The sequence below is a fragment of the Bacillus sp. SD075 genome (assembly GCF_017355165.1).
Classification (GTDB): Bacteria; Bacillota; Bacilli; order Bacillales; family DSM-1321; genus Peribacillus.
The window spans coordinates 1-22,069 of record NZ_JADILK010000054.1 but is presented as its reverse complement, the minus strand read 5'-3'; the positions used below and the strand labels follow the sequence as shown (position 1 = coordinate 22,069).

The 22,069-nt window shown below is 43.4% G+C and carries 19 protein-coding genes and 3 other annotated features; of the genes, 17 read left to right on the top strand and 2 right to left on the bottom strand.

The annotated features are described in order from the left end of the window. The first annotated feature begins 62 nt into the window (after positions 1–62). The 5 genes from IOC57_RS22450 to IOC57_RS22430 all read left to right on the top strand — a co-directional run bounded on the left by IOC57_RS22450 (position 63) and on the right by IOC57_RS22430 (position 6,666). A complete protein-coding gene (locus IOC57_RS22450; protein ID WP_207440775.1) occupies positions 63–1,733 on the top strand; it encodes a sigma-54 interaction domain-containing protein in 1,671 nt (556 codons plus the stop codon). 686 nt (positions 1,734–2,419) lie between these two features. Continuing rightward, positions 2,420–3,805, top strand: coding sequence for a GntP family permease (locus tag IOC57_RS22445; protein WP_207440774.1), 1,386 nt, complete (start codon positions 2,420–2,422; stop codon positions 3,803–3,805). A gap of 32 nt (positions 3,806–3,837) precedes the next feature. Next, positions 3,838–4,533, top strand: coding sequence for a CoA transferase subunit A (locus IOC57_RS22440; RefSeq protein ID WP_207440773.1), 696 nt, complete (start codon positions 3,838–3,840; stop codon positions 4,531–4,533). A gap of 17 nt (positions 4,534–4,550) precedes the next feature. Then, the gene (locus tag IOC57_RS22435) at positions 4,551–5,198 is read left to right on the top strand and encodes a 3-oxoacid CoA-transferase subunit B (RefSeq protein ID WP_286185119.1); all 648 of its coding nucleotides are present in this window, start codon (positions 4,551–4,553) and stop codon (positions 5,196–5,198) included. A gap of 529 nt (positions 5,199–5,727) precedes the next feature. Continuing rightward, positions 5,728–6,666, top strand: a complete 939-nt coding sequence (locus tag IOC57_RS22430; protein ID WP_286185118.1) for a M15 family metallopeptidase — start codon at positions 5,728–5,730, stop codon at positions 6,664–6,666. Between the two features lie 180 nt (positions 6,667–6,846). Here the strand turns inward: IOC57_RS22430 and IOC57_RS22425 are convergent, their stop codons facing one another. Beyond that, positions 6,847–7,359 (bottom strand): GNAT family N-acetyltransferase, encoded by a 513-nt coding sequence (locus IOC57_RS22425; protein ID WP_207440787.1) that lies wholly within the window; start codon positions 7,357–7,359, stop codon positions 6,847–6,849. A gap of 172 nt (positions 7,360–7,531) precedes the next feature. Here IOC57_RS22425 and IOC57_RS22420 point away from each other — a divergent pair, with 172 nt between their 5' ends. From IOC57_RS22420 to thrS, 12 genes are all read left to right on the top strand, one after another. Beyond that, positions 7,532–9,013 (top strand): sigma-54 interaction domain-containing protein, encoded by a 1,482-nt coding sequence (locus tag IOC57_RS22420; protein ID WP_286185117.1) that lies wholly within the window; start codon positions 7,532–7,534, stop codon positions 9,011–9,013. A gap of 265 nt (positions 9,014–9,278) precedes the next feature. After that, a complete protein-coding gene (kamA, locus tag IOC57_RS22415) occupies positions 9,279–10,715 on the top strand; it encodes a lysine 2,3-aminomutase (RefSeq protein WP_207440785.1) in 1,437 nt (478 codons plus the stop codon). A gap of 2 nt (positions 10,716–10,717) precedes the next feature. Beyond that, positions 10,718–10,984: a YokU family protein gene (locus IOC57_RS22410; RefSeq protein ID WP_207440772.1), complete on the top strand. Its 267-nt coding sequence runs from the start codon at positions 10,718–10,720 to the stop codon at positions 10,982–10,984. Between the two features lie 64 nt (positions 10,985–11,048). Beyond that, the gene (ablB, locus tag IOC57_RS22405) at positions 11,049–11,912 is read left to right on the top strand and encodes a putative beta-lysine N-acetyltransferase (RefSeq protein WP_207440771.1); all 864 of its coding nucleotides are present in this window, start codon (positions 11,049–11,051) and stop codon (positions 11,910–11,912) included. 13 nt (positions 11,913–11,925) lie between these two features. Further along, a complete protein-coding gene (locus IOC57_RS22400) occupies positions 11,926–12,156 on the top strand; it encodes a ferredoxin (protein WP_061464616.1) in 231 nt (76 codons plus the stop codon). 76 nt (positions 12,157–12,232) lie between these two features. After that, positions 12,233–13,600 carry an aspartate aminotransferase family protein gene (locus IOC57_RS22395; protein WP_207440770.1) on the top strand — a complete coding sequence of 456 codons (1,368 nt, stop codon included), beginning with the start codon at positions 12,233–12,235 and terminating at the stop codon, positions 13,598–13,600. Between the two features lie 10 nt (positions 13,601–13,610). Beyond that, on the top strand, positions 13,611–14,309 hold the full coding sequence (locus tag IOC57_RS22390) for a CoA transferase subunit A (RefSeq protein ID WP_207440769.1): 699 nt from the start codon (positions 13,611–13,613) through the stop codon (positions 14,307–14,309). Further along, positions 14,294–14,956 carry a 3-oxoacid CoA-transferase subunit B gene (locus tag IOC57_RS22385; RefSeq protein WP_207440768.1) on the top strand — a complete coding sequence of 221 codons (663 nt, stop codon included), beginning with the start codon at positions 14,294–14,296 and terminating at the stop codon, positions 14,954–14,956. The genes IOC57_RS22390 and IOC57_RS22385 overlap by 16 nt, the downstream gene beginning before the upstream one ends. Positions 14,957–15,007: 51 nt before the next feature. After that, positions 15,008–16,333, top strand: a complete 1,326-nt coding sequence (locus tag IOC57_RS22380) for a peptidase (protein ID WP_207440767.1) — start codon at positions 15,008–15,010, stop codon at positions 16,331–16,333. Between the two features lie 115 nt (positions 16,334–16,448). Next, complete coding sequence (locus IOC57_RS22375; RefSeq protein ID WP_207440766.1) at positions 16,449–17,912, top strand: amino acid permease; 1,464 nt, start codon at positions 16,449–16,451, stop codon at positions 17,910–17,912. Between the two features lie 190 nt (positions 17,913–18,102). After that, a complete protein-coding gene (locus IOC57_RS22370; RefSeq protein WP_309487749.1) occupies positions 18,103–18,756 on the top strand; it encodes a DUF7010 family protein in 654 nt (217 codons plus the stop codon). A gap of 433 nt (positions 18,757–19,189) precedes the next feature. Beyond that, positions 19,190–19,411 (top strand) — a binding site (T-box leader). Positions 19,412–19,438: 27 nt separating this feature from the next. Further along, positions 19,439–19,660, top strand: a binding site (T-box leader). Positions 19,661–19,687: 27 nt separating this feature from the next. Continuing rightward, positions 19,688–19,909 (top strand) — a binding site (T-box leader). Positions 19,910–19,966: 57 nt separating this feature from the next. Next, entirely contained in the window at positions 19,967–21,874 is a 1,908-nt protein-coding gene (gene thrS / locus IOC57_RS22365; RefSeq protein WP_396020877.1) for a threonine--tRNA ligase, read from the top strand. Here thrS and IOC57_RS22360 read toward each other — a convergent pair. After that, positions 21,834–22,069: hypothetical protein (locus IOC57_RS22360; RefSeq protein WP_207440764.1), on the bottom strand; the 236-nt coding region annotated here is incomplete at its 5' end. The genes thrS and IOC57_RS22360 overlap by 41 nt on opposite strands.

Sequence of the window (22,069 nt, the reverse complement as noted above, 5' to 3'; positions counted from 1 at the left end):
ACTTGGCCTCATTTTCCTATGATATAATGGAGGAAACTTCAGACGGGTTAAGGAGAATAGGAATGGCCAGCGATAATAAAACTATTCAATTGGAATTAGTGAAAGCGATAATGGAAGAATTGCCTTTTGGTGTTTTGGTAACGAAAAACGAAAAAGAAATCGTTCTATGCAATCGCGTATTATCTGAGGATTTTGCTGAGAATCAATTTGATCTGCAAATAAATTTGATTTTAGAAAAAAACCTTGTACCAGCTGTAAATACTCCAATCCGTTTGAATGATAATAATGGGATTGCCAGAAAAGCCATCATTCAAATGGGGGATGAGGAGTATCAGATTTACCTCCTATTGTTTACAAATAATAAAAGTGATTTCCTTAATGTCGATAACCATGAAGAACTTCTGTTTAAGGATATTATCGAGTTTGCCTATGACGGCTTGGTGATGGTTGATACGGAAGGGTATGTCCAAATGCTGAGCCACGCTTATGCGGATTTTCTTGGGGTCGAACAGGAAAGCTCAATAGGGAAACATGTAACGGAGGTCATTGAAAACACCCGTATGCATGTGGTCGCCAAAAGTGGCAGGCAAGAGGTCGCCGAATTACAAAAAATTAAAGATAATTATATAATTGCGACCCGCTCCCCGATAAGGAAACAAGGTAAGTTAATAGGAGCTGTCGGGAAGATTCTTTTTAAGAATGTCGGGCAGTTTACCGCTCTTTCCAAGCGGATAAATTCACTTGAAGTAGAGCTGAAAAAGTACAAAGGCGATTTTCGCGAGAGAAACAAGGCCTCATATACGTTTGACCATTTGATGGGAAGAAGTCCTGCTTTCATGGAAGTAAAAGGACAAGCTAAAATTGCAGCTAAAAGCGACTCGAATGTGTTGATCTTGGGCGAAAGCGGAACTGGTAAGGAGCTATTTGCCCATTCCATTCATAATGAAAGCAGACGGGCCATGGGTGTGTTTGTCAAAGTGAACTGTGCCGCCATCCCGGCAGAGCTACTGGAGTCAGAGCTATTTGGCTATGAAGAGGGTTCTTTCACGGGTGCAAAAAAAGGCGGAAAAGCAGGTAAGTTCGAAGCGGCTGAAGGTGGAACGATTTTTCTGGATGAAATTGGTGAGCTGCCACTGCATATGCAGGTGAAGCTGCTCCGTGTTCTACAAGAAAAAGAGATTGAAAGGGTCGGCTCGACGGGAAGCATTCCGATTGATGTACGGGTAATTGCTGCAACGAACCGTAATCTGGAGGAAATGGTCTCGAAAGGGGAATTCCGGCTTGATATGTATTATCGGTTGAAGGTCTTGCAGATCCAGGTTCCTTCTTTAAGGGAGCGGCCGGAGGACATTGAAATACTGGTAAACCATTTTGTTGAAAAGTACCAGAACCTCATGAAAAAAAGCGTAACCGGGATGAGTGAACAAGCTTTACGGCTGTTGCGTCTTTATAAATGGCCGGGTAATATTCGTGAGTTGGAGAATATCATTGAACGCGCAATGAATATAGTCGAAGAAGGGGAAAGGATACGTTCCAAGCATCTCCCTAAAGAAATAACAGGTCATAAAGAATCCGTATCGATCCGCACTTTAGCTGAAGTAATGGATGAAACGGAACGGTCTGCAATCGTTTCATGTTTGGAATTGACTTCTGGTAATAAATCAGAAACGGCAAAGAGACTCGGAGTGAGTCGAACAACACTGTATGAAAAAATGAATAAATATGGTTTATAACCCCTTTTGCCAAAGGGTTCAGACTGTAGACAAATTCGAAGAAAATCGGGTTTGCCTGCAGTTTTTTTATTTTAAGGTGTTTTTAGAAATCCGCTCCCATTCCGCTCCTGGGCCCCGGCTAGCCAGTTATTTGGCAGGGGGGGGCGCCTTCTTCAATCTAGTGGGGGTTTTATAAAATAACAGTATGTACATTCATGCCTGTTTTTCACTAGCAAACATTTGATTGTGTCAGAAAATCCGTACATAAAACAAGAGAAAATTTAAATATTGTAAGAAAAGGCTTACACTTTTTTGGAGTTTATACTTATGTGTACTGAAACCTTGACAGTTTTAAGGGGTTTTAACTTTTATAAGGGAAGTAAAATGTTTGAAAAGGCTTTAAAAGATGAGATTTTTCATTGTGTTTAAGTTGGCACAATAATTGCATAATTAATTTAATGAATGGCCTATCTGTCATTTTAGATTATGTTTCCACGTAAAATAAAAGGGATTTCGTAATCCTTCAATTGTTGAAAGCGTTATCAATGATTAGGAAGCGCTTAGGAGGACCATTCAACTTGACTTGGGGAAGGCAGGCTGAATGGTAAAAACGGGAAGATTAACAATGTGGAATTTAGGAGATTAATAGTTCTATTTAAAGGCTTCCAAAATAATTTTGGGGCAAGGGGAGAAAAGGGGGAATTGAGTTGGTGATTCAAATTTTAGCCATTGTTGTGGCGCTGGGACTTTTAATCTTTTTAGCCTACCGGGGCTATCCGGTCATTATCATAGCGCCGATTGTCACTTTATTGGCGGTCATCTTATCCGGCGGACATTTGCTGCCGAGTTATACAGAGACATATATGACGTTTGCGGCTAACTATATAAAAGCGTTTTTTCCGATATTTTTATTAGGGGCCGTATTTGGAAAAGTCATGGAGATGAGCGGTGCAGCTGCATCCATTGCCAAGACCATCGTAAAGTCACTAGGCTCAAAGCAGGCTATCCTTGCTGTGGTGCTGGCCTGTTCGGCGCTGACATATGGCGGGGTTTCACTCTTTGTAGTGGCATTCGCCGTTTATCCATTCGCAGCGGCAATTTTTAAAGAAGCAGACATCCCAAAGAGATTATTGCCGGGAACGATAGCATTGGGTGCTTTCACTTATACGATGGATGCGCTTCCTGGAACACCTCAGATTCAAAATATCATTCCAACGAATTATTTCGGTACAGATACCTATGCTGCTCCAATAATGGGGATTATTGGTGCGATCATGGTATTCACCGGAGGAATGCTCTGGTTAGAACGTCGTCGTAAACAAGCATTGGCAAACGGTGAAGGATACGGGGAAGGACATATTAATGAACCAGAAAGTGCAGAACAGCATAACCTGCCTCACTTTTGGCTGTCCATTGTACCGCTAATCCTTGTCGTAGCATTTAATTTTGCTTTCAGCCGCAGTGCCATTTCTGTTAAGCACTGGTATGATGCATCGATGTTGAAGGAAACTTTCAACATTGCCGATGTAAGCACAGTCACTTCATCCTGGTCTTTGATTGTTGCACTGACTATCGGTATTATTGCAGCGATGCTTCTGAATGTTGGACGTATCAAGGTCAAATTGGCAAGTGGCTTAACAGCTGCTGCAATGGGATCATTGCTTGCGATATTCAATACCGCATCTGAAGTTGGTTTTGGGAATGTGGTGAAAACGCTTCCTGGGTTCTCGGCCATTCAAAACTGGGTGTTCAATGCAAGCGGAAATCCACTCGTATCCGAAGCTATTGCCGTCAATGTGCTGGCAGGGATTACCGGATCTGCATCTGGCGGACTTTCGATTGCGTTAGAAGTAATGGGAGGTCACTATTTGCAGTTGGCCCAAAGTGTCGGAATCACTCCGGAAATGCTTCATCGAATTGCATCCATGGCATCTGGCGGAATGGATACGCTGCCGCATAATGGTGCCGTCATTACCTTACTTGCCATCACTGGATTGACACACCGCCAATCTTACAAGGATATCTTTGCGATTACGGTTTTGAAAACAGTGACTGTATTCATCATAGCTTTTGCAACATCACTGTTTATTTAATAGAATAGTATTAAGAATGGAGATGATGGAAAATGAGTAAATTATTAACATCTTTTGATAGCGCTATTCAACAAATCGAGGATGGAGCAACCATTATCGTTGGCGGGTTTGGATTAAGCGGAATACCAGAAAAACTAATCATTGCTTTGCGTAACAAAGGTATAAAGGATTTGACGATTGTCAGCAACAATTGTGGTGTCGATGATTGGGGCCTAGGTCTATTGCTTGAAAATAAACAAATCAAAAAAATGATCGCTTCGTATGTAGGGGAAAATAAGTTATTTGAACAGCAATTTTTAAGTGGAGAGCTGGAGGTCGAGCTAGTTCCCCAAGGAACGCTGGCCGAACGTTTAAGAGCGGGTGGAGCGGGAATTCCTGCCTTTTATACAGCTACAGGAGTAGGAACGGAAGTCGCAAAAGGTAAAGAACATAAAGAGTTTGATGGCCGCACATACATTATGGAAAAAGGAATAGTTGGAGATTTCGCCTTTGTAAAAGCCTGGAAAGCAGATCATTTCGGTAATCTTGTATATCGGAAAACCGCAAGGAATTTTAACCCTGTCGTTGCCACCGCAGGGAAAGTCACGATTGTCGAAGTGGAGGAGCTTGTCGGCACAGGAGAGCTCGATCCAGATGAAATTCATACTTCAGGGGTTTATGTACAAAAAGTGCTTGTAGGAAAAGACTATGAAAAACGAATTGAAAGACTTACAACTGCTAACGCATAAAAAGGAGGAGTATTCGAATGACTAGACAACTAATTTTAGAACGGGCCGTTAAAGAAATCCAGGATGGTATGTGTGTAAATTTAGGGATTGGAATGCCGACATTGATTGCCAACATGATTCCAGATGACTTCAATGTCATGCTTCAATCGGAAAATGGCTTACTCGGAATCGGGCCTTATCCACAAAAGGATGAAGTCGATCCGGATTTGATTAATGCAGGAAAAGAAACAGTAACGGCAAAATCGGGGGCATCATTTTTTGATAGTGCTGAATCGTTCGCAATGATTCGCGGCGGTCACATCGATCTAGCCATTTTAGGCGGGATGGAAGTTTCAGGAAATGGGGACTTGGCAAACTGGATGATTCCAGGGAAGATGGTAAAAGGAATGGGAGGAGCGATGGATCTCGTCCAAGGCGCAAAACGAATTGTTGTCATTATGGACCATGTGAACAAGCATGGCGAATCCAAAGTGAAAAAGACCTGTACCTTGCCATTGACGGGGGAAAAAGTCGTCCATTGCCTGATTACCGAACTGGCTGTTTTTCAATTTACAGAAGCTGGAATGGAATTGATAGAATTGCAAAATGGCATAACGCTTGATGAAGTGAAAAGCAAAACAGAGGCTGATTTTACAATAAGCCCTTCTATTGAAATTAGAGCGTAATTAAAGAGATTAATAAAATAATTCATTATTAGACTACTTTCATTCGCAAACGGGCGAATGGAAGCAGTCTATTTTTTGGGGGGAAATGCCCTTTCTATAAATTTCCTAACGCTTCTCCTTTATTTACGAAAATGGGGTTAACGTATGCACTCTTCAGTATATAAAATAAAAAACAAGATCCATTTCCAAAACAGAAATGGTAGAAAAAATGCGGCTCTTCTGTTTGTCGATAAATCAGAGGTAGGAAAGACCATATCCTCGAACCAAGATCTTAACAGTATACTTGATTATCCTTCATGTTTTTTTACTAGTTTATACGGATGGAACCCCCCACTAGGTTGAAGAAATATGCGACATTCCCGCCAAATAACTGGTTAGCCAAGATCCCAGAGACGCTTGGCAGACAATCGGCGGAAAGGGAGTGGATTTCTGAAATCGACTGTCAGGTCTTTTTAATAAATAACTCTGCTACTTTTTCATTAAAAAGTCTTATATAAAGTCTGATGGGAATTTAAAAGGAGGGATTACATTGACGGTAGCATTACGAACATTATTGGATCGATCAGTGAAAAAGATGGGCAAAGGAATGAATCCTGTGGTGAAGGCATCAGCTTTGGAAATGGTGGAACGTGCTTATACTGAAGGGATCACTGTACAGATAAGTGCCGGCCATCGCTCTCTGGAAGAACAAGCCGTGCTGTATGGTCAAGGAAGAGTTTATAGCTACAATGGAAAAAATTATAGTAATCTGGCTAAACCTATTGTGACAAAAGCTAAGCCAGGGCAATCTTATCATAATTTTGGACTGGCCACTGATTTCTTCATTGTGAGTGATGATGGCAAGAGGGCGATATGGACAGTGAATTCAAAGTGGAAGCGCGTGGCTTCCATAGGTAAGGATTTAGGGTTTAAATGGGGCGGGGATTGGAGTCCATTCAAGGATTATCCCCACTTGGAGATGACAGGCGGGTTATCTTATACACAGTTACAAGCAGGAAAAGAGCCTCACCTAACCTTCAAATTAGAAAAAATAGAAATGCCGAAAACCAGAGATAGTCATATCATTTCAATACAAAAAACGTTAAATAGCCGATATAAAACGTCTATTGAGGGTGATGGGGTTTATGGTCCCAAAACGCGTTCAGCCCTAATAAAAGGTTTGCAAACGGAGCTGAATAAGCAATTCAATAAAAAGCTGGTTGTCGATGGGAAATGGGGACCTAAAACCGAGACGGCAATCGTCACCATAAAGAAAGGAGCTGCAGGCAATATCACATGGATCCTGCAAGCAGCACTTTATATGGAAGGATTTAACCCCGGTCCCCTTGATGGGGAATTCGGGGGGGAAACCGAGGAGGCATTATTCAAATACCAAAAGGCAAGCAGAATTTCTGGAAATAAACAGGAAGGCAGAATTTCTGGAAATAAACAGGCAGGTAAAGAAACATGGAATGAATTGTTTGCTTGATGGAGAATGAGATCACTAAACATCTAAAGTGAATGATAAATGATTGCGGAATGGATGCAAACAGACCTATCCCGGGAATAATTCGACTTTCCCGGGAAATAATTCACCTAAACCCAACATAATTCGACTTACCCTGGAATAATCCTTCCTATACACAAATCCGCTTTTTATCTGAAAAATTCATTCAAGTTCCAAGCACCAATCATTGCATGGCATAAAGCTTCCTGGCGGATATTCGAATTCACATTCGGAGATGAGGTTGAAGCCGTGCTTGCGGCAAATGGCGTTTGATGCAGAATTATGGATGGACGGGAATGCGTGAATATATTTGTATTTCCGTTCTGCTTTGATTTTCCCTATCAGTGCCTTCACGGCATGAGATGCGATTCCTTTTCCTTGAAAGGAAGGGAGGACGCTCCAGCCGATTTCGTACACATTTTCATCGTTCCACATTTTTTCCCAGTAGCCAACAGAACCAGCTGCTTCTTCCTCTGGAAACGGGATGATGCTAAACATGCACCCCTTATCTCCAATCTGTAAGTACCTTTGATGGCGTTTCAGGATTTGTTCATTGCATTCTGGTCCGCCAAGATGTTCCATCATTTCTGGGGCATTTAGTTGAACAAGTAATTCAAGGTCTTTATCTTCCCACGGTTTAATTTCTATTTTAGTTTCTTTGCTTCGTTCTGAAATCCGGCTCACCCCTACATTTTATATTGTCTTATATTAATCTTCTTGACTTAATGCGAGATTCCTTTTTTTGAACTTATTATTCTGTTGCCTTTGTGGTGAAGTTTGATTTTAATAAGAATAAAGAGATGTATGTTTCCCATTAAATGCTATAATTTACAGGTGATTCTATCAAATGACAGAGAACGGAGATGAAGAAATGAAATCTTCAGTAAATCAGTTTTCCACTCAATTTGAATGGATATTGAATGTGATCAATGTGGGTGTCCATATTGTGAATAAAGATGGGGATACGGTTTTTTACAATGAAATGATGGCACATATCGACGGGCTTGATCGTGAACAGGTGCTGGGGGAGAATATTTTTCAGCTTTATCCATCATTGACTGATGAATCCAGTACGCTGCATGTAGCATTGGAAAAAGGCAATGAAACGATTGAATCCATTCAAACATATGTCAACTTAAAGGAGAAAAAGATAACGTCCATCAATAGTACGTATCCTTTGTATGAGGAGGGTGAAATTATTGGGGCAGTGGAAATCGCAAAGGATATTACGAAGATCATGAATATGTACGACCAAATTGTCGATTTGCGTTCCCAGCTGGCCGAGACCCATAAGAAGAATAAGTTCTCTGAAGGGACGGCGACCTATCATTTTAGTGATTTGATCGGTAGTAGCCCTGCTTTTCAGCAAGCCATTTCATTGGCGAAAAAAGCGGCCCGTACACATTCCCCGGTCATGATTCATGGACCAACAGGAACAGGGAAGGAACTGGTCGCGCAAAGTATACATAATGTAAGTGCTCAGCGGAATCAGCCTTTCATCGCGCAAAACTGTGCGGCAGTTCCAAAGGAATTGATGGAGGGGCTGCTGTTCGGCACGACGAAAGGGGCTTTTACCGGAGCGTTGGATCGAATGGGCATTTTTGAGCAAGCAAATGGCGGTACCCTTTTCCTTGATGAGCTGAATAGCCTCGACCTCGGACTGCAGGCAAAATTGCTGCGAGTGCTTCAGGAAGGTGAGGTGCGCCGTGTTGGAGGTTCGAAGGAGCAAAAGGTAAATGTAAAGATCATTGCTGCGATGAACATATCTCCAGAGGAGGCGTTGGAGCGGGGAATCATTCGCTCGGATTTATTTTTTCGCCTGAATGTCGTGACAATCCAAATGCCTTCTCTTTTGGAGCGTAAAACGGATATTCCGGAAATCGTCAATCACTTTATCCAAAAATTCAACAAATCATTTTTTACGGAAGTGCGCGGGATCAGTCAAAAGGCGATGCAGCGGCTTCTTCAATATACATGGCCCGGGAACATCCGTGAACTGGGACATGCCATCGAGTTGACCTTCAACGTCATGGACGCAGGGGAAGATAGGATTGATGAACATCATCTTCCTGCTTATCTTTTTCGTTCAGGAAATTATGCTGCAGCAAATGCGCAGTGCCATCCTTCCCCATTGAGAAACAAGATTGATTTACCTGTCGTTCTTGAAGAAATGGAAAGGGAAATGATCATCAATATGTTCGAGAAATATAATGGGAATATCAGCAAAACGGCTGAAGCCCTCAATATTAAAAGACAGGGACTGCAATATAAGTTAAACAAGTACGGCATTGAAAAAGTTTATACGGCAGGATCGAAGGAATCCAAGTGAATGCAGTTTTTTTGGAAACGCTGTCACTTTCTTGGACATGGTGTAACTGGAAGAGGGCTCTTGTGTAAAGAGACCTTCTTTTTTTGCTAGACGCAAAGAATCTGGCTGCAAAAAAATATGCATTTTGAAAAATTTCTTGCGATTTTAACCTCGGTTTTCCCCCTTCTGCTTATGTTTTCCTTGTTATTGATGTTGGCATCATTCTTGCGAGAGTATATATATAAGTTCTTAGAATAAGGGGGCATTTTAAATGAATTTGATGGGAATGGATGTAAAACATAAAGAATACCTAGGTGGACGCAGGCATTATAATGATATCGAATTGTGGAAGGATGTAACGGAAGAGCAGTGGAATGATTGGATCTGGCAATTGACCAATACGATTAAAACACTGGATGATCTGAAAAAGGTCGTCAACTTGACACCGGATGAAGAGGAGGGAGTAAGGATTTCGACTCAAACGATTCCGTTGAACATTACGCCTTATTATGCTTCATTGATGAATCCCGATGATCCACGCTGTCCGATTCGTTTACAGTCGGTACCGCTTTCGGCAGAAATGAACAAGACTAGATATGATTTGGAGGATCCGCTGCATGAGGATGAGGATTCCCCTGTTCCAGGATTGACGCATCGTTATCCGGATCGCGTTTTATTCCTTGTAACGAACCAATGCTCCATGTACTGCAGATATTGTACGCGACGCCGTTTTTCAGGTCAGGTTGGCATGGGTGTTCCCAAGAAGCAGCTTGACGGGGCGATTGAATATATCCGGAACACTCCGGAAGTGAGGGACGTGCTGATTTCTGGAGGAGACGGCCTGTTGATCAATGATAAGATCCTTGAATACGTATTGAGTAACTTACGTGCCATCCCGCATGTGGAAATCATTCGGATCGGCACACGTGCACCGGTCGTTTTCCCGCAGAGGATTACCGAGAATTTATGTAATATTCTGAAAAAATACCATCCGGTTTGGTTGAATACACATTTCAATCATTCACTTGAATTGACGGATGAAGCGAAAAAAGCATGTGATATGCTGTCGATGGCAGGGGTGCCGCTTGGCAATCAGGCAGTCATCCTGGCTGGTATCAACGATAGTGTACATATCATGAAAAAGCTGATGCATGACTGTGTTAAAGCTAGGGTAAGACCTTATTATATTTATCAATGTGATCTATCTGAGGGGATTGGCCATTTCCGGGCGCCGGTTTCAAAAGGGCTGGAAATCATTGAAGCGCTGCGCGGCCATACATCAGGATATGCGGTGCCAACCTTTGTGGTGGATGCTCCTGGGGGAGGCGGAAAGATTGCCTTGACTCCGAATTACCTTCTTTCGCAAAGTCCGGATAAAGTCGTTTTACGGAACTTTGAAGGAGTGATCACAAGTTATCCGGAGCCAAAGAATTATGTTGCAGGCAGTGCGGATGCTTACTTTGATGAAGTGTATGGTACTGCAGATAGGAAAGAAGCCGTCGGGATTTCCGCTCTCATGACGGACGAGAAATTCAACTTGGTGCCAGAGGGCCTTCGTCGTCTTGACAAGAGAAAAGCGTATGAAAGCACTGAGGAACATGCTTCCTTGAAGGATCGCCGTGATAAACGGGATGAAATGAAGGAAAAATTAAGATTAGCCCAAGAAAAAAAGAACGCTATGGCCGCTAGTGGCTCGGTGAAATCTGATGGCAGGGAGGAATAAAGATGGATTGCTTGTGGTGCAATGCCCCAAACGTAGAAGAAAATGAAAAGAAAGATTGTTACTGGATCATGCCTGACGGGAAACGGTCAATAAAAGTCCTTCAAGTTCCAGCCTTGAACTGCCCAGAATGTGGAATCTATGTGTCTGATTCGATGAATCAAAAGGTGGATGAGGCCTTATCCATTTATGATGTGAGTGCATATCCTGATGAGTTTACGTATGATCAGCTTCTTCAAGCACCTGTCAAAAAATTATTTAACTGGAAGTAGAGTGCCGGGAGAAGCGGATGATATGCATCTCTTCTCCCGAATTCTTTAAATAAGGGGGTACACAATGCCTGTTCAAAAGCTGCCTTTTTTCACCCAAATGGAGACAGGGGATTGTTATACGATGGAACTCTATCATGATCATGCCAATCAGCGCTTACGCATGGATGATTATCGGGGGAATATCAAAAAAGCGATTGATCGGGGCCTTGCCATCGCAAAGGAGCAGGGCTTTACTAAAGTGATGCTTAAAGCCAGGAATGAAGATTTATCCGCTGCATTGGGTCAGGGATTCATGCTGGAAGGAATATTGAGCAAGTATTTCAAAGGGAATGATGCCTATTGCATGGCCTTCTATTTAACGGGTGAAAGGCGAACAAGCGACTTTTGGGTCAAGGAAGATAAAATCATCCAAGATGTCAGTCAGATCCCTAGACTGATTGAATCCCAGCAAATGCCTGAAAATTATATCCTTCGGTTTGCTACGGAGAAAGATGCACAAGAGTTGGCGAATTTATATGGTGCCATCTTTGAAACCTATCCTACACCGATGAATGATGAGCGATATATCAAGAAAGTGATGGAGGAAGGTACGATCTTTAGCGTTATCGAATATGAAGGTACCATCGTGAGTGCTGCATCCGCGGAAGTGAATGAGATGTATCACAATGCTGAAATAACGGATTGTGCAACAATTCCCCAACACCGGAAGCATGGTTTCATGAAGGTGCTCATCTCCGCATTGGAACAAGAATTGTTCAGGAAAAACATTTATTGCTCTTATTCATTAGCGCGTTCATTGTCAATGGGCATGAACGCCGTCTTTCATCAGCTGGGATATGAATATGGAGGCAGATTAACGAAGAATTGCAATATTTGGGATAAGTATGAGGACATGAATATTTGGGGTAAAGATTTATCTTTCAAGTAGGAGGGTTGTTTCCATGGCTAAATACACATGGGTTGATAAAGAAACCTGTATTGCGTGCGGGGCATGCGGTTCAACAGGTCCTGAAATTTATGACTATGACGATCAAGGGATCGCTTTCGTCATCTTGGATGATAATCAGGGGATTGCCGAAGTTCCTGAGATCTTGCATGATGACATGCAAGATGCCATGGAAGGTTGCCCCACAGAATCCATCCTGATTCAGGATGAGCCTTTTAGTTGGTAGGATCGATTCCTTTTAAGAACGTAATGGTTTAATAGAATAATGCACAGTGGGTACGAACGTTAAAAGGAGAGATGACATGACACGCAATTATTTGATTAAGCCTACTTTAGATCATGACTATCCCACTATCTCTCATGGGAATGGAATTTATCTTTATGATATAGATGGAAAACAGTATATAGATGGATCATCAGGAGCGGTCACGGCAAGTATTGGCCATGGTGTAGTGGATATTGTCGAGGCAATGACGGAGCAAGCCCGCAAAGTATCCTTTGCCTATCGGTCTCATTTTACGAGTGAAGCCGCAGAGGCATTGGCCAAAAAGCTAAGTGAGTTGGCCCCAGGGGAATTGAATTGGTCATTTTTCGTGAATAGTGGATCGGAAGCGACCGAAACGGCGATGAAGATCGCCATTCAACATTGGCAAGAAAAAGGGTTTGAGCGAAAAAACCGCATCATCTCCAGGTGGACGAGTTATCATGGGATCACGATGGGCGCTTTATCGATGTCCGGCCATGTAGCAAGAAGAAAGCGTTTTGTTCCGCTATTGGAGGATTTCCCTAGCATTTCGGCTCCATACTGTTATCGCTGTCCTTATGATTTTGAAACTTCGGGATGCAAGCTTCAGTGTGCAAATGAACTGGAGACAGCCATTCAAAGGGTCGGCTCCGAGAATGTCGCCGCCTTCATCGCAGAACCTATAATCGGGGCATCCGCTGGTGCTGTAACACCGCGGGATGGCTACTATCAAAGGATTAAGGAAATCTGCGAAAACTATGACATTCTTTTTATAGCAGATGAGGTAATGACGGGAATCGGACGGACAGGAAAAATGTTCGCGATGGAACACTGGGGAGTCACTCCGGATATCATCTCATTGGGTAAAGGAATGAGCGCAGGCTATACTCCGATGGCAGCCACAATGGTTACTGACCGTGTCATGGAGCCCATTTTAAAAGGCACGAAATCAATCATGGCTGGACACACATATAGTGCAAACCCTCTATCTGCTGCCGTTTCATTGGAAGTGCTTTCCTACATAGAGGGAAATGACTTGGTTCAGGCTGCGGAAGAGAAAGGACTATATCTGTTTGAGAAACTGCAAGGAGTGGCCGAGAAATTCGACATCATTGGTGATGTAAGAGGGAAAGGGCTGCTCCTTGGGGTTGAGTTTGTCTCCAATCGGATTTCAAAAACGCCATTCGACTTGCAAATTGGTCTGACTACAAGGCTTGTCAATAAGGCTTTTGCGAAGGGGTTGTTAATCTATCCTGCTGCAGGTGCGATTGAAGGAATCGCTGGCGATGCGGTTATCCTATCTCCGCCATTAATCATTACGAATGAAGAAATCGATCGCCTCGTCAACATACTGGAAGCTTCCCTCGAAGAGTTGCAGCAAGAATTGCACGCGGAAGGTTTGATTGAGGACATGCAGGCGATTTAGGAGGAACGGTATGAAGCAGGTCATTACGAAGAAAAACAAAATTATGACCATGGAAGAAGCATTGGAGCATATTTTCGATGGATGCACCCTCATGTATGGCGGATTTGGCGGGGTGGGGACTCCTCCTACGCTCGTACAGGGTATTCTTGCCAAGGGTGTCAGGGAATTGACCTTGATTGGCAATGATGCCGGATTCCCTGATATCGGCATTGGCCGGCTTGTGACTGCTGAAAGGGCAAAGAAAGTGATCGCCTCACATATCGGATCCAATCCTAATGCCGGCAGACTCATGACTGAAGGAAAGCTGAAAGTCGAATTTTCACCGCAAGGGACATTAGCCGAACGGATTCGTGCTGGCGGTGTAGGCTTAGGCGGGATTTTTGTCGATGTCGGGATTGGTACGATAGCCGAAGAAGGCAAGGACAAGATTGTGATAGAAGAAAAAGAATATTTGGTGGAAACCGCTTTGACGGCTGAAATCAGCATCGTCCATGCCAAAAAGGCAGATCCGCTGGGGAATTTAGTGTACGACAAGACGGCATGTAACTTCAATCCGCTCGTAGCGATGGCTGGAGCCTTCACGATTGCGGAAGTGGAAGAAATCGTTCCTGCAGGAGAATTGGATCCGGAATGCATTGCCACACCAGGCATTTATGTAGATATGGTGATTCCGACTAAAGGGGTGAATTGGAAATGGGCATGGCAGTAGATGTACGAAATCGCATCGCGAAACGCGCCGCCAAGGAAATTCATGACGGATTGGTCGTCAACTTAGGCATCGGCATCCCTACCTTAGTGGCCGACCATATACCTCAAGATATCCATGTTCTGTTCCATGCGGAAAACGGAGTTCTCGGTACAGGTCCAAGTCCTGACCCAGGGCAAGAAGATCCTTCCCTCTGTAACGCGGGAGGGTTCCCGATCACCACTGTAATGGGCGCTTCATACTTTGACAGTGCAACAGCATTTGGAATGATCAGGAAAGGATACATCGACATCACCATTCTTGGCGCCCTGGAAGTCAGTGAAAAAGGGGATTTGGCGAATTGGATCGTCCCAGGAAAGCGAGTGCCGGGGATGGGAGGGGCAATGGAACTTGCCCAGAAAGCCAAAAAGGTGATCGTCCTGATGAATCATGTGAATAAGCAGGGAGAGTCCAAGATATTGAAGACATGTATGCTTCCATTGACGGCCAGGCAGAGTGTGGATTTAATCATTACGGATATGGCAGTCATGGAAGTTACAGAAGAGGGATTGGTGCTGAAGGAAGTCATGGCGCCATATACCGTGGATGATGTGATAAGGAATACAGAGGCGACATTGAAAATCCCTGCTGCCGTCAACACCATTGAATAAGGTAAAGGATGTATTCAGGGAACAGAATATGTTGATTTAAGGAGGATAAATGTGCCGGATATAAAAAAGCGGATAAACCAATGGATTAAGGATCATCGGGATGAGGGAACAAACCTATTGCAAAAAATGGTACAAGCCCCGAGTACGCAAGGAAATGAAGCAGGGGCACAGGCCATCGTCGCCCAAAAGCTGCAGGAAATGGGATTGCAAATCGATAGTTGGGAACCTGACGGCGGCGAGCTGAAAAAGCATTCTTATTTCTATTCTCCACGCAGTGAATTTTCTAACAGCCCCAATGTGGTAGGTATCATGAAAGGGACTGGAGGCGGACGTTCCATCATTTTGAACGGACACATCGATGTGGTTCCAGATGGAGACCGGGATCAGTGGAACGACGACCCATATAGCGGAGCGATTAAGAATGGAAGAATGTACGGACGCGGAGTAACCGATATGAAGGGTGGAAATGTTTCGCTGATCCTAGCGATGCAGGCATTGAAGGAAAATGGAATCCACTTAAAGGGAGATGTCATTTTTCAAAGTGTGATTGAAGAAGAAAGCGGCGGAGCCGGAACATTAGCGGCTGTCCTGAGGGGATATAAAGCCGATGCTGCCCTTATCCCTGAACCGACGAATATGAGGATCTTCCCGAAACAGCAGGGTTCGATGTGGTTCCGAATCCATGTGAAAGGTCGGTCAGCACATGGCGGAACAAGGTATGAAGGCGTTAGTGCGATTGAAAAAAGCATGACCGTCATCCATCATATTCATGCCTTGGAAGACAAGCGAAATGCAGGAATCAGTGATCCGCTTTATCAAAACACGCCTATTCCGATTCCAATCAATCTAGGTGTCATTGAAGGCGGTAATTGGCCGTCATCCGTTCCCGATCTTGTGAAAATCGAAGGAAGGATGGGCGTTGCGCCGGAGGAAACGATGGAGCAGGCGAAAGACGAAATGGCTGCCTGGTTACGGCAGTTGGGGGAAGTGGACCAATGGTTCAAGGAAAACCCGCCCGTCTTGGAATGGTTTGGGGCACGCTGGGTTCCAGGAGCAATTGATGTGGAGCATGAACTGATGAATGCGCTTATTCATCAATATCGGCAAGTGGCCGGGCAGGACCCGGTCATTGAAGCATCTCCTTGGGGAACGGATGGGGGATTGCTGACACATGTTGGTGATACGCCTGCAATCGTGTTCGGGCCGGGAGTAACCGAGGTAGCCCACTATCCAAATGAATATATCCTGCTAGACAACGTTTTCTCCACAGCGGAGATCATTGCCCTTACTTTAATTCAATGGTGCGGAATGGAGACTGAGCAGGATGAGGTCACCCAGGCAGGGAATAGGGAGACGATACCAGGCAATGGCAATTAAACTGGATAGCATCCCAGCAAGTAAAGCGGTTATTTCAGTCTTTCACAAAGCGGTTGTTAAAAACTCTTATATTTCTTGAACTTTTAACTTTAAAAGAAAATGAGGTAGGAACCAGATGGACATGAATCTCATTGATAATCAAGAACCGACAGTTAAAAGGCAACTGAAAGCAAGGCATATGACCATGATTGCCATTGGCGGTTCAATAGGAACCGGATTATTCCTGGCAAGCGGGGCAACCATCCAGAGCGCAGGCCCTGGTGGTGCCCTCGCTGCATATGCGTGCATTGGAATCATGGTTTATTTCCTTATGACAAGCTTAGGGGAAATGGCGACATATATGCCTGTATCGGGATCATTTTCCACCTACGCCACACGCTTTGTTGATCCCGCATTCGGCTTTGCACTTGGCTGGAATTATTGGTTTAACTGGGCAGTCACCCTTGCCGTGGAAATAGCTGCTGCAGCCATCATCATGAAATTCTGGCTCCCTGATGTACCCAGCCTTATATGGAGTGCATTATTTCTTGGAATCGTCTTCACCCTTAACGCCCTATCCATTAAAAGTTATGGTGAATCTGAATATTGGTTTGCCTTAATAAAAGTCATTGCCATCATTTGCTTCATCATTATTGGTTTATTGACCATCTTGGGGGTTTTTGGCGGAAAGGTGATCGGATTTGAAAATTTCACCATGGATGAGGCACCATTCAAGGGGGGATTTTTATCGATCATCAGCATCTTTCTAATCGCGGGATTTTCCTTTCAAGGCACGGAACTGGTTGGTATTGCTGCTGGAGAAAGTGAAGAACCCGAAAAAAATGTTCCGAATGCGATCCGCCAAGTATTTTGGCGCATCCTATTATTTTATATAGGGGCCATCCTGATACTCGGCCTCTTAATACCGTATACAAGTCCAAGTTTGTTGAACGGAGATGTCGATAACATTTCTGTAAGCCCTTTCACACTTGTCTTTGAACGGGCAGGACTCGCATTCGCGGCGTCCGTCATGAATGCAGTCGTGTTAACCTCCTTACTATCCGCAGGGAACTCGGGGCTATATGCATCAACACGGATGTTATGGTCGATGGCAAAAGATCATCAAGCTCCCAAATTCCTGGCCAAAGTCAACCGCAGGGGGATCCCGATGAATGCTTTGATCATGACCTCCTTAATTGGAGGACTCGCCTTCTTGACCTCCATTTTAGGGGACCAGGTATTTACATGGTTATTGAATGCATCCGGGCTAACCGGCTTCATCGCCTGGATTGGAATAGCCATAAGCCATTATCGCTTTAGACGTGCCTATGTTGCGCAGGGTGGTGACCTAAACGAATTGAAGTATAAAGCAAAATGGTTTCCATTCGGTCCGATTCTTTCATTCACCCTGTGCATGCTCGTCATAGCAGGTCAGAATTATGAAGCATTCCTAAGCGGCAGCATCGACTGGTATGGAGTCGCCGTCTCTTATATCGGATTACCGATATTCCTGGTGATCTGGTTAGGATACAAGATTTATCACAAGACTCAATTAATATCATTAAAAGATTGTCAATTCGATAAATCAGATGTGGCTTGATGCCAATCCAATGGAAATAACCTGAGATCCCTTTGTGGACTCAGGTTTTTTTATGGTGATTTGTATGAAAATCCAGTAATATCTCCGAAAATGTAAATAGATCGACGAAAACGGCAATTATCTATTAAAATTCACAAAATGGTAATTTTTTCAATGGATCATTTTTTATTGCTGAATAATCTGGGAGGGTGTGCAATACTATTATTCTATGTACGATATTACTGGGGATGAAAGGAAACTGATGATGAAAGAGGCGTTTCACGGTTCTGGAATTGGAGTCATTTTCATGGCATTCTTCGGTACACTGTGGGCTGGTATTGGTGTAATGGGATTACAGGGGTGGGGGTTCCCCTACGTGGAACTCGTAGCCATATTCGTAGGAATCTTAATGGTTATCTGCGGCATTTCCTTAATTCATGCATCACAAAAAATGTCCAATCCCGTTTCAGAAAATGGGGATAGACGCTTGAAGCGTATCGGATTTTTGTTTAATATGGTCTTCATTGCCGAAGGTTTACTGATTGGGATTGCCATTGCCATCTGTAACTTGATCGATCAGGCCGATCTTATACCGGGAGTCATCGCCATTATTGTCGGGATTCATTTTTTACCTTTGGCATCGCTTTTTCAAATCAAGATCTACTATGCAACAGGAGTGCTTCTCTGTTTATTAGCGCTTATGTCATTATTTAGTGTACCAGACACCGTCATGCTTGGGGAGCATCAAATCCTCGCACCGTTATCCTTGCTCGGATTTGGATGCGCGCTAATACTATGGGCAACTGGACTTTCACTATGGCTTAGAATAAAGAATTCAAGTGGAACGATAGCCGATGAAAATTGAATCAATCAAAAAACCCGTCATGGTGGACGGGTTTTTCATTTTGATTAATTCTTCATCTATGTCAAGAGCCTGACAATTTGAAATGGTTCATCCCAGAAGAGAATGAAACTCAAAAGAAAGAATGCAGCCACAGCCAAAAATTCCGATTTTTCTATTTCATTTTTATAGAGGGCCCCGAAACTGCAAAACATACCAATAAGTAACGCCCCGATTCCTGAGATCATAAGCAGCTCGGAGGCTTTAAGTAAAGCAAAGGAACAGCAAAAAGATAGAGTTCCAATCATTGCAAATACGATAGACCAATTGCTTGAATTTTTCGTGGAACCCCCCAATTATGTCAATTGGGTGTTTGTAATGAAATTTAAAAATGTAAGGTTGTCACTTTTGGGAATATATTGTAATATATAAAACAATATAAAAATCGATTAACATTTTAGAAGCATTGATAAGGACATGAATCATTTTTACGGTCTGCAGAGAGGGAAGGAAAGCTGCGAACTTCCTGGCTTAGGAAACTGATTTACCGCCTTTGAGCTATATCGGTGAACAAGAGTAACTGATATCGTCTAAGCTGCGTTATAAGCTCCAGAGCCATGAGTGTTTTTTGCTTATGGGAAATTGGGTGGAACCACGGGTAAACGCACTCGTCCCTTGTATAGGGATGGGTGCGTTTTTATATATGAATATTGCCATGATAAGGACATGAATCATTTTTACGGTCTGCAGAGAGGGAAGGGCAGCTGCGAACTTCCTGGCTTAGGAACCTGATTTACCGCCTTTGAGCTATATCGGTGAACAAGAGTAACTGATATCGTCTAAGCTGCGTTATAAGCTCCAGAGCCATGAGTGTTTTTTGCTTATGGGAAATTGGGTGGAACCACGGGTAAACGCACTCGTCCCTTGTATAGGGATGGGTGCGTTTTTATATATGAATATTGCCATGATAAGGACATGAATCATTTTTACGGTCTGCAGAGAGGGAAGGGCAGCTGCGAACTTCCTGGCTTAGGAACCTGATTTACCGCCTTTGAGCTATATCGGTGAACAAGAGTAACTGATATCGTCTAAGCTGCGTTATAAGCTCCAGAGCCATGAGTGTTTTTTGCTTATGGGAAATTGGGTGGAACCACGGGTAAACGCACTCGTCCCTTGCATAGGGATGAGTGCATTTTTTTATTACCAAAAAGGGGTGTTTATGATGGGGGAAAAAATGATTAAAGTTCAATTCCCGGATGGGCAGCAAAAGGAATATCCGCAAGGGATGACAGTGGAAAGCGTAGCAGAATCCATCAGCTCAAGTTTAAGGAAAAAGGCAGTAGCGGGAAAACTGGATAAACAATGGGTTGACCTATGTTTCAAGTTGAATAAGGATACCGAACTGTCGATCTTGACTCTGGATTCGGATGAAGGATTACAAGTTTTACGACATACATCGGCGCATGTTTTGGCGCAGGCTGTGAAAAGATTATACCGAAATGTGGAATTAGGGATGGGGCAAGTCGTGGAAGATGGTTTTTACTATGATTTTAAATTAGATCATCCTCTGAGCTCAGAAGATCTACAAGCTATTGAAAAAGAGATGGAACGTATCATAAGCGATAATCTGGAAATTAAAAGAATCGAAGTGTCTTATGAAGAAGCTGTGAAGTTATTCGAGGGCAGAGGGGAGTCATTCAAGTTGGATATAGCAAAGAATATCCCTAAGGGTGAAAAACTGACGCTTTATCAACAGGGTGAATTCGTCGATCTTTGCAGGGGGCCGCATCTACCATCCACATCATTTGTAAAATCGTTCAAATTGACTCGTGTATCTGGTGCCTATTGGCGGGGAGACAATCAAAATGAAGTTCTTCAAAGGGTGTATGGCGTGGCTTTCCGAAAGAAAAAGGATTTACAGGATCATTTTAAATTCCTGGAAGAAGCGGCCAAACGCGATCACCGAAAAATAGGGAAGCAGTTGGAGTTATTCATGTTTTCGGAGGAAGCCCCTGGAATGCCGTTTTATTTACCGAAAGGACAAATCGTTAGAAATGATTTGGAGAGGTTCTCGCGGGAGCTTCAGACTGAAGCTGATTACGACGAAGTTCGGACTCCTTTCATGATGAACCAGCGGTTATGGGAACAATCGGGTCACTGGGATCATTACCATGAGAATATGTACTTTACTGAGGTGGATCAAACAAAATTCGCGATGAAGCCAATGAACTGTCCGGGTCATATGCTTATTTTCAAAAACAGTCTTTATTCTTACAGGGATTTACCCGTCCGGATGGCCGAATTCGGTCAAGTCCACCGACATGAATATAGCGGTGCATTGAACGGGATGCTGCGGGTCCGTACATTTTGTCAGGATGATGCACATATTTATGTAAGGCAGGATCAAATCGAAAGTGAAATTAAACAAGTGTTTCATCTGATTGATAAGGTGTATCGCACATTTGGGTTCGAGTATTCCGTAGAGCTTTCGACTCGTCCAGAGAATTCAATGGGGGATGATTCCCTTTGGGAAGCGTCAGAAACAGCCTTGAAAAATGTTCTGGAAAGCATCGGGATAGATTATCAATTAAATGAGGGGGACGGGGCATTTTATGGACCGAAAATTGATTTTCATATTAAAGATGCATTAAAACGAAGCCATCAATGTGCAACAATCCAACTTGATTTTCAAATGCCCGATAAATTTGATCTGACTTACATCGATGAAAATAATGAAAAAGTTCGTCCGGTCGTCATTCATCGCGCCATTTTTGGATCAATCGATCGTTTTTTCGGAATCTTGATAGAACATTTTGCCGGTGCTTTTCCGGTATGGCTTGCCCCGGTGCAAGTACAGATCATCCCCGTCTCTGAAGTTCATTTGAATTATTGTTTAAAGGTTCAAAAAGAACTGAAGAATCAAGGGATAAGGGTGAAAATTGATGATCGGAATGAAAAGATTGGGTATAAAGTCAGGGAAGCACAGATGGGGAAAATCCCATATATGCTGGTCCTTGGAGATAAAGAAGAGCAAGAAAATGAAGTGAATGTCCGGAAATACGGGGAACTAGAATTGGAAAATGTCTCAATAGAAACGTTCATCAAGAAAATGGTCCAGCAAATAAACGAACGCAGCATTTAATAGGATGGCAGCCTAATCCAAACTCACGAGTAAATGCCCAATGGATTAGGTTTGGATATAAAAAGACAGCCAATTTAATCGGCTGTCTTTTTTTACCTACAAATCCATACCCAGCCAACACCAGGAATGAACTGCTGGAAACAGTTCCCCCCCGGGCCGCCTTGACCGCCGCCTTGACCGCCACCTTGACCGCCA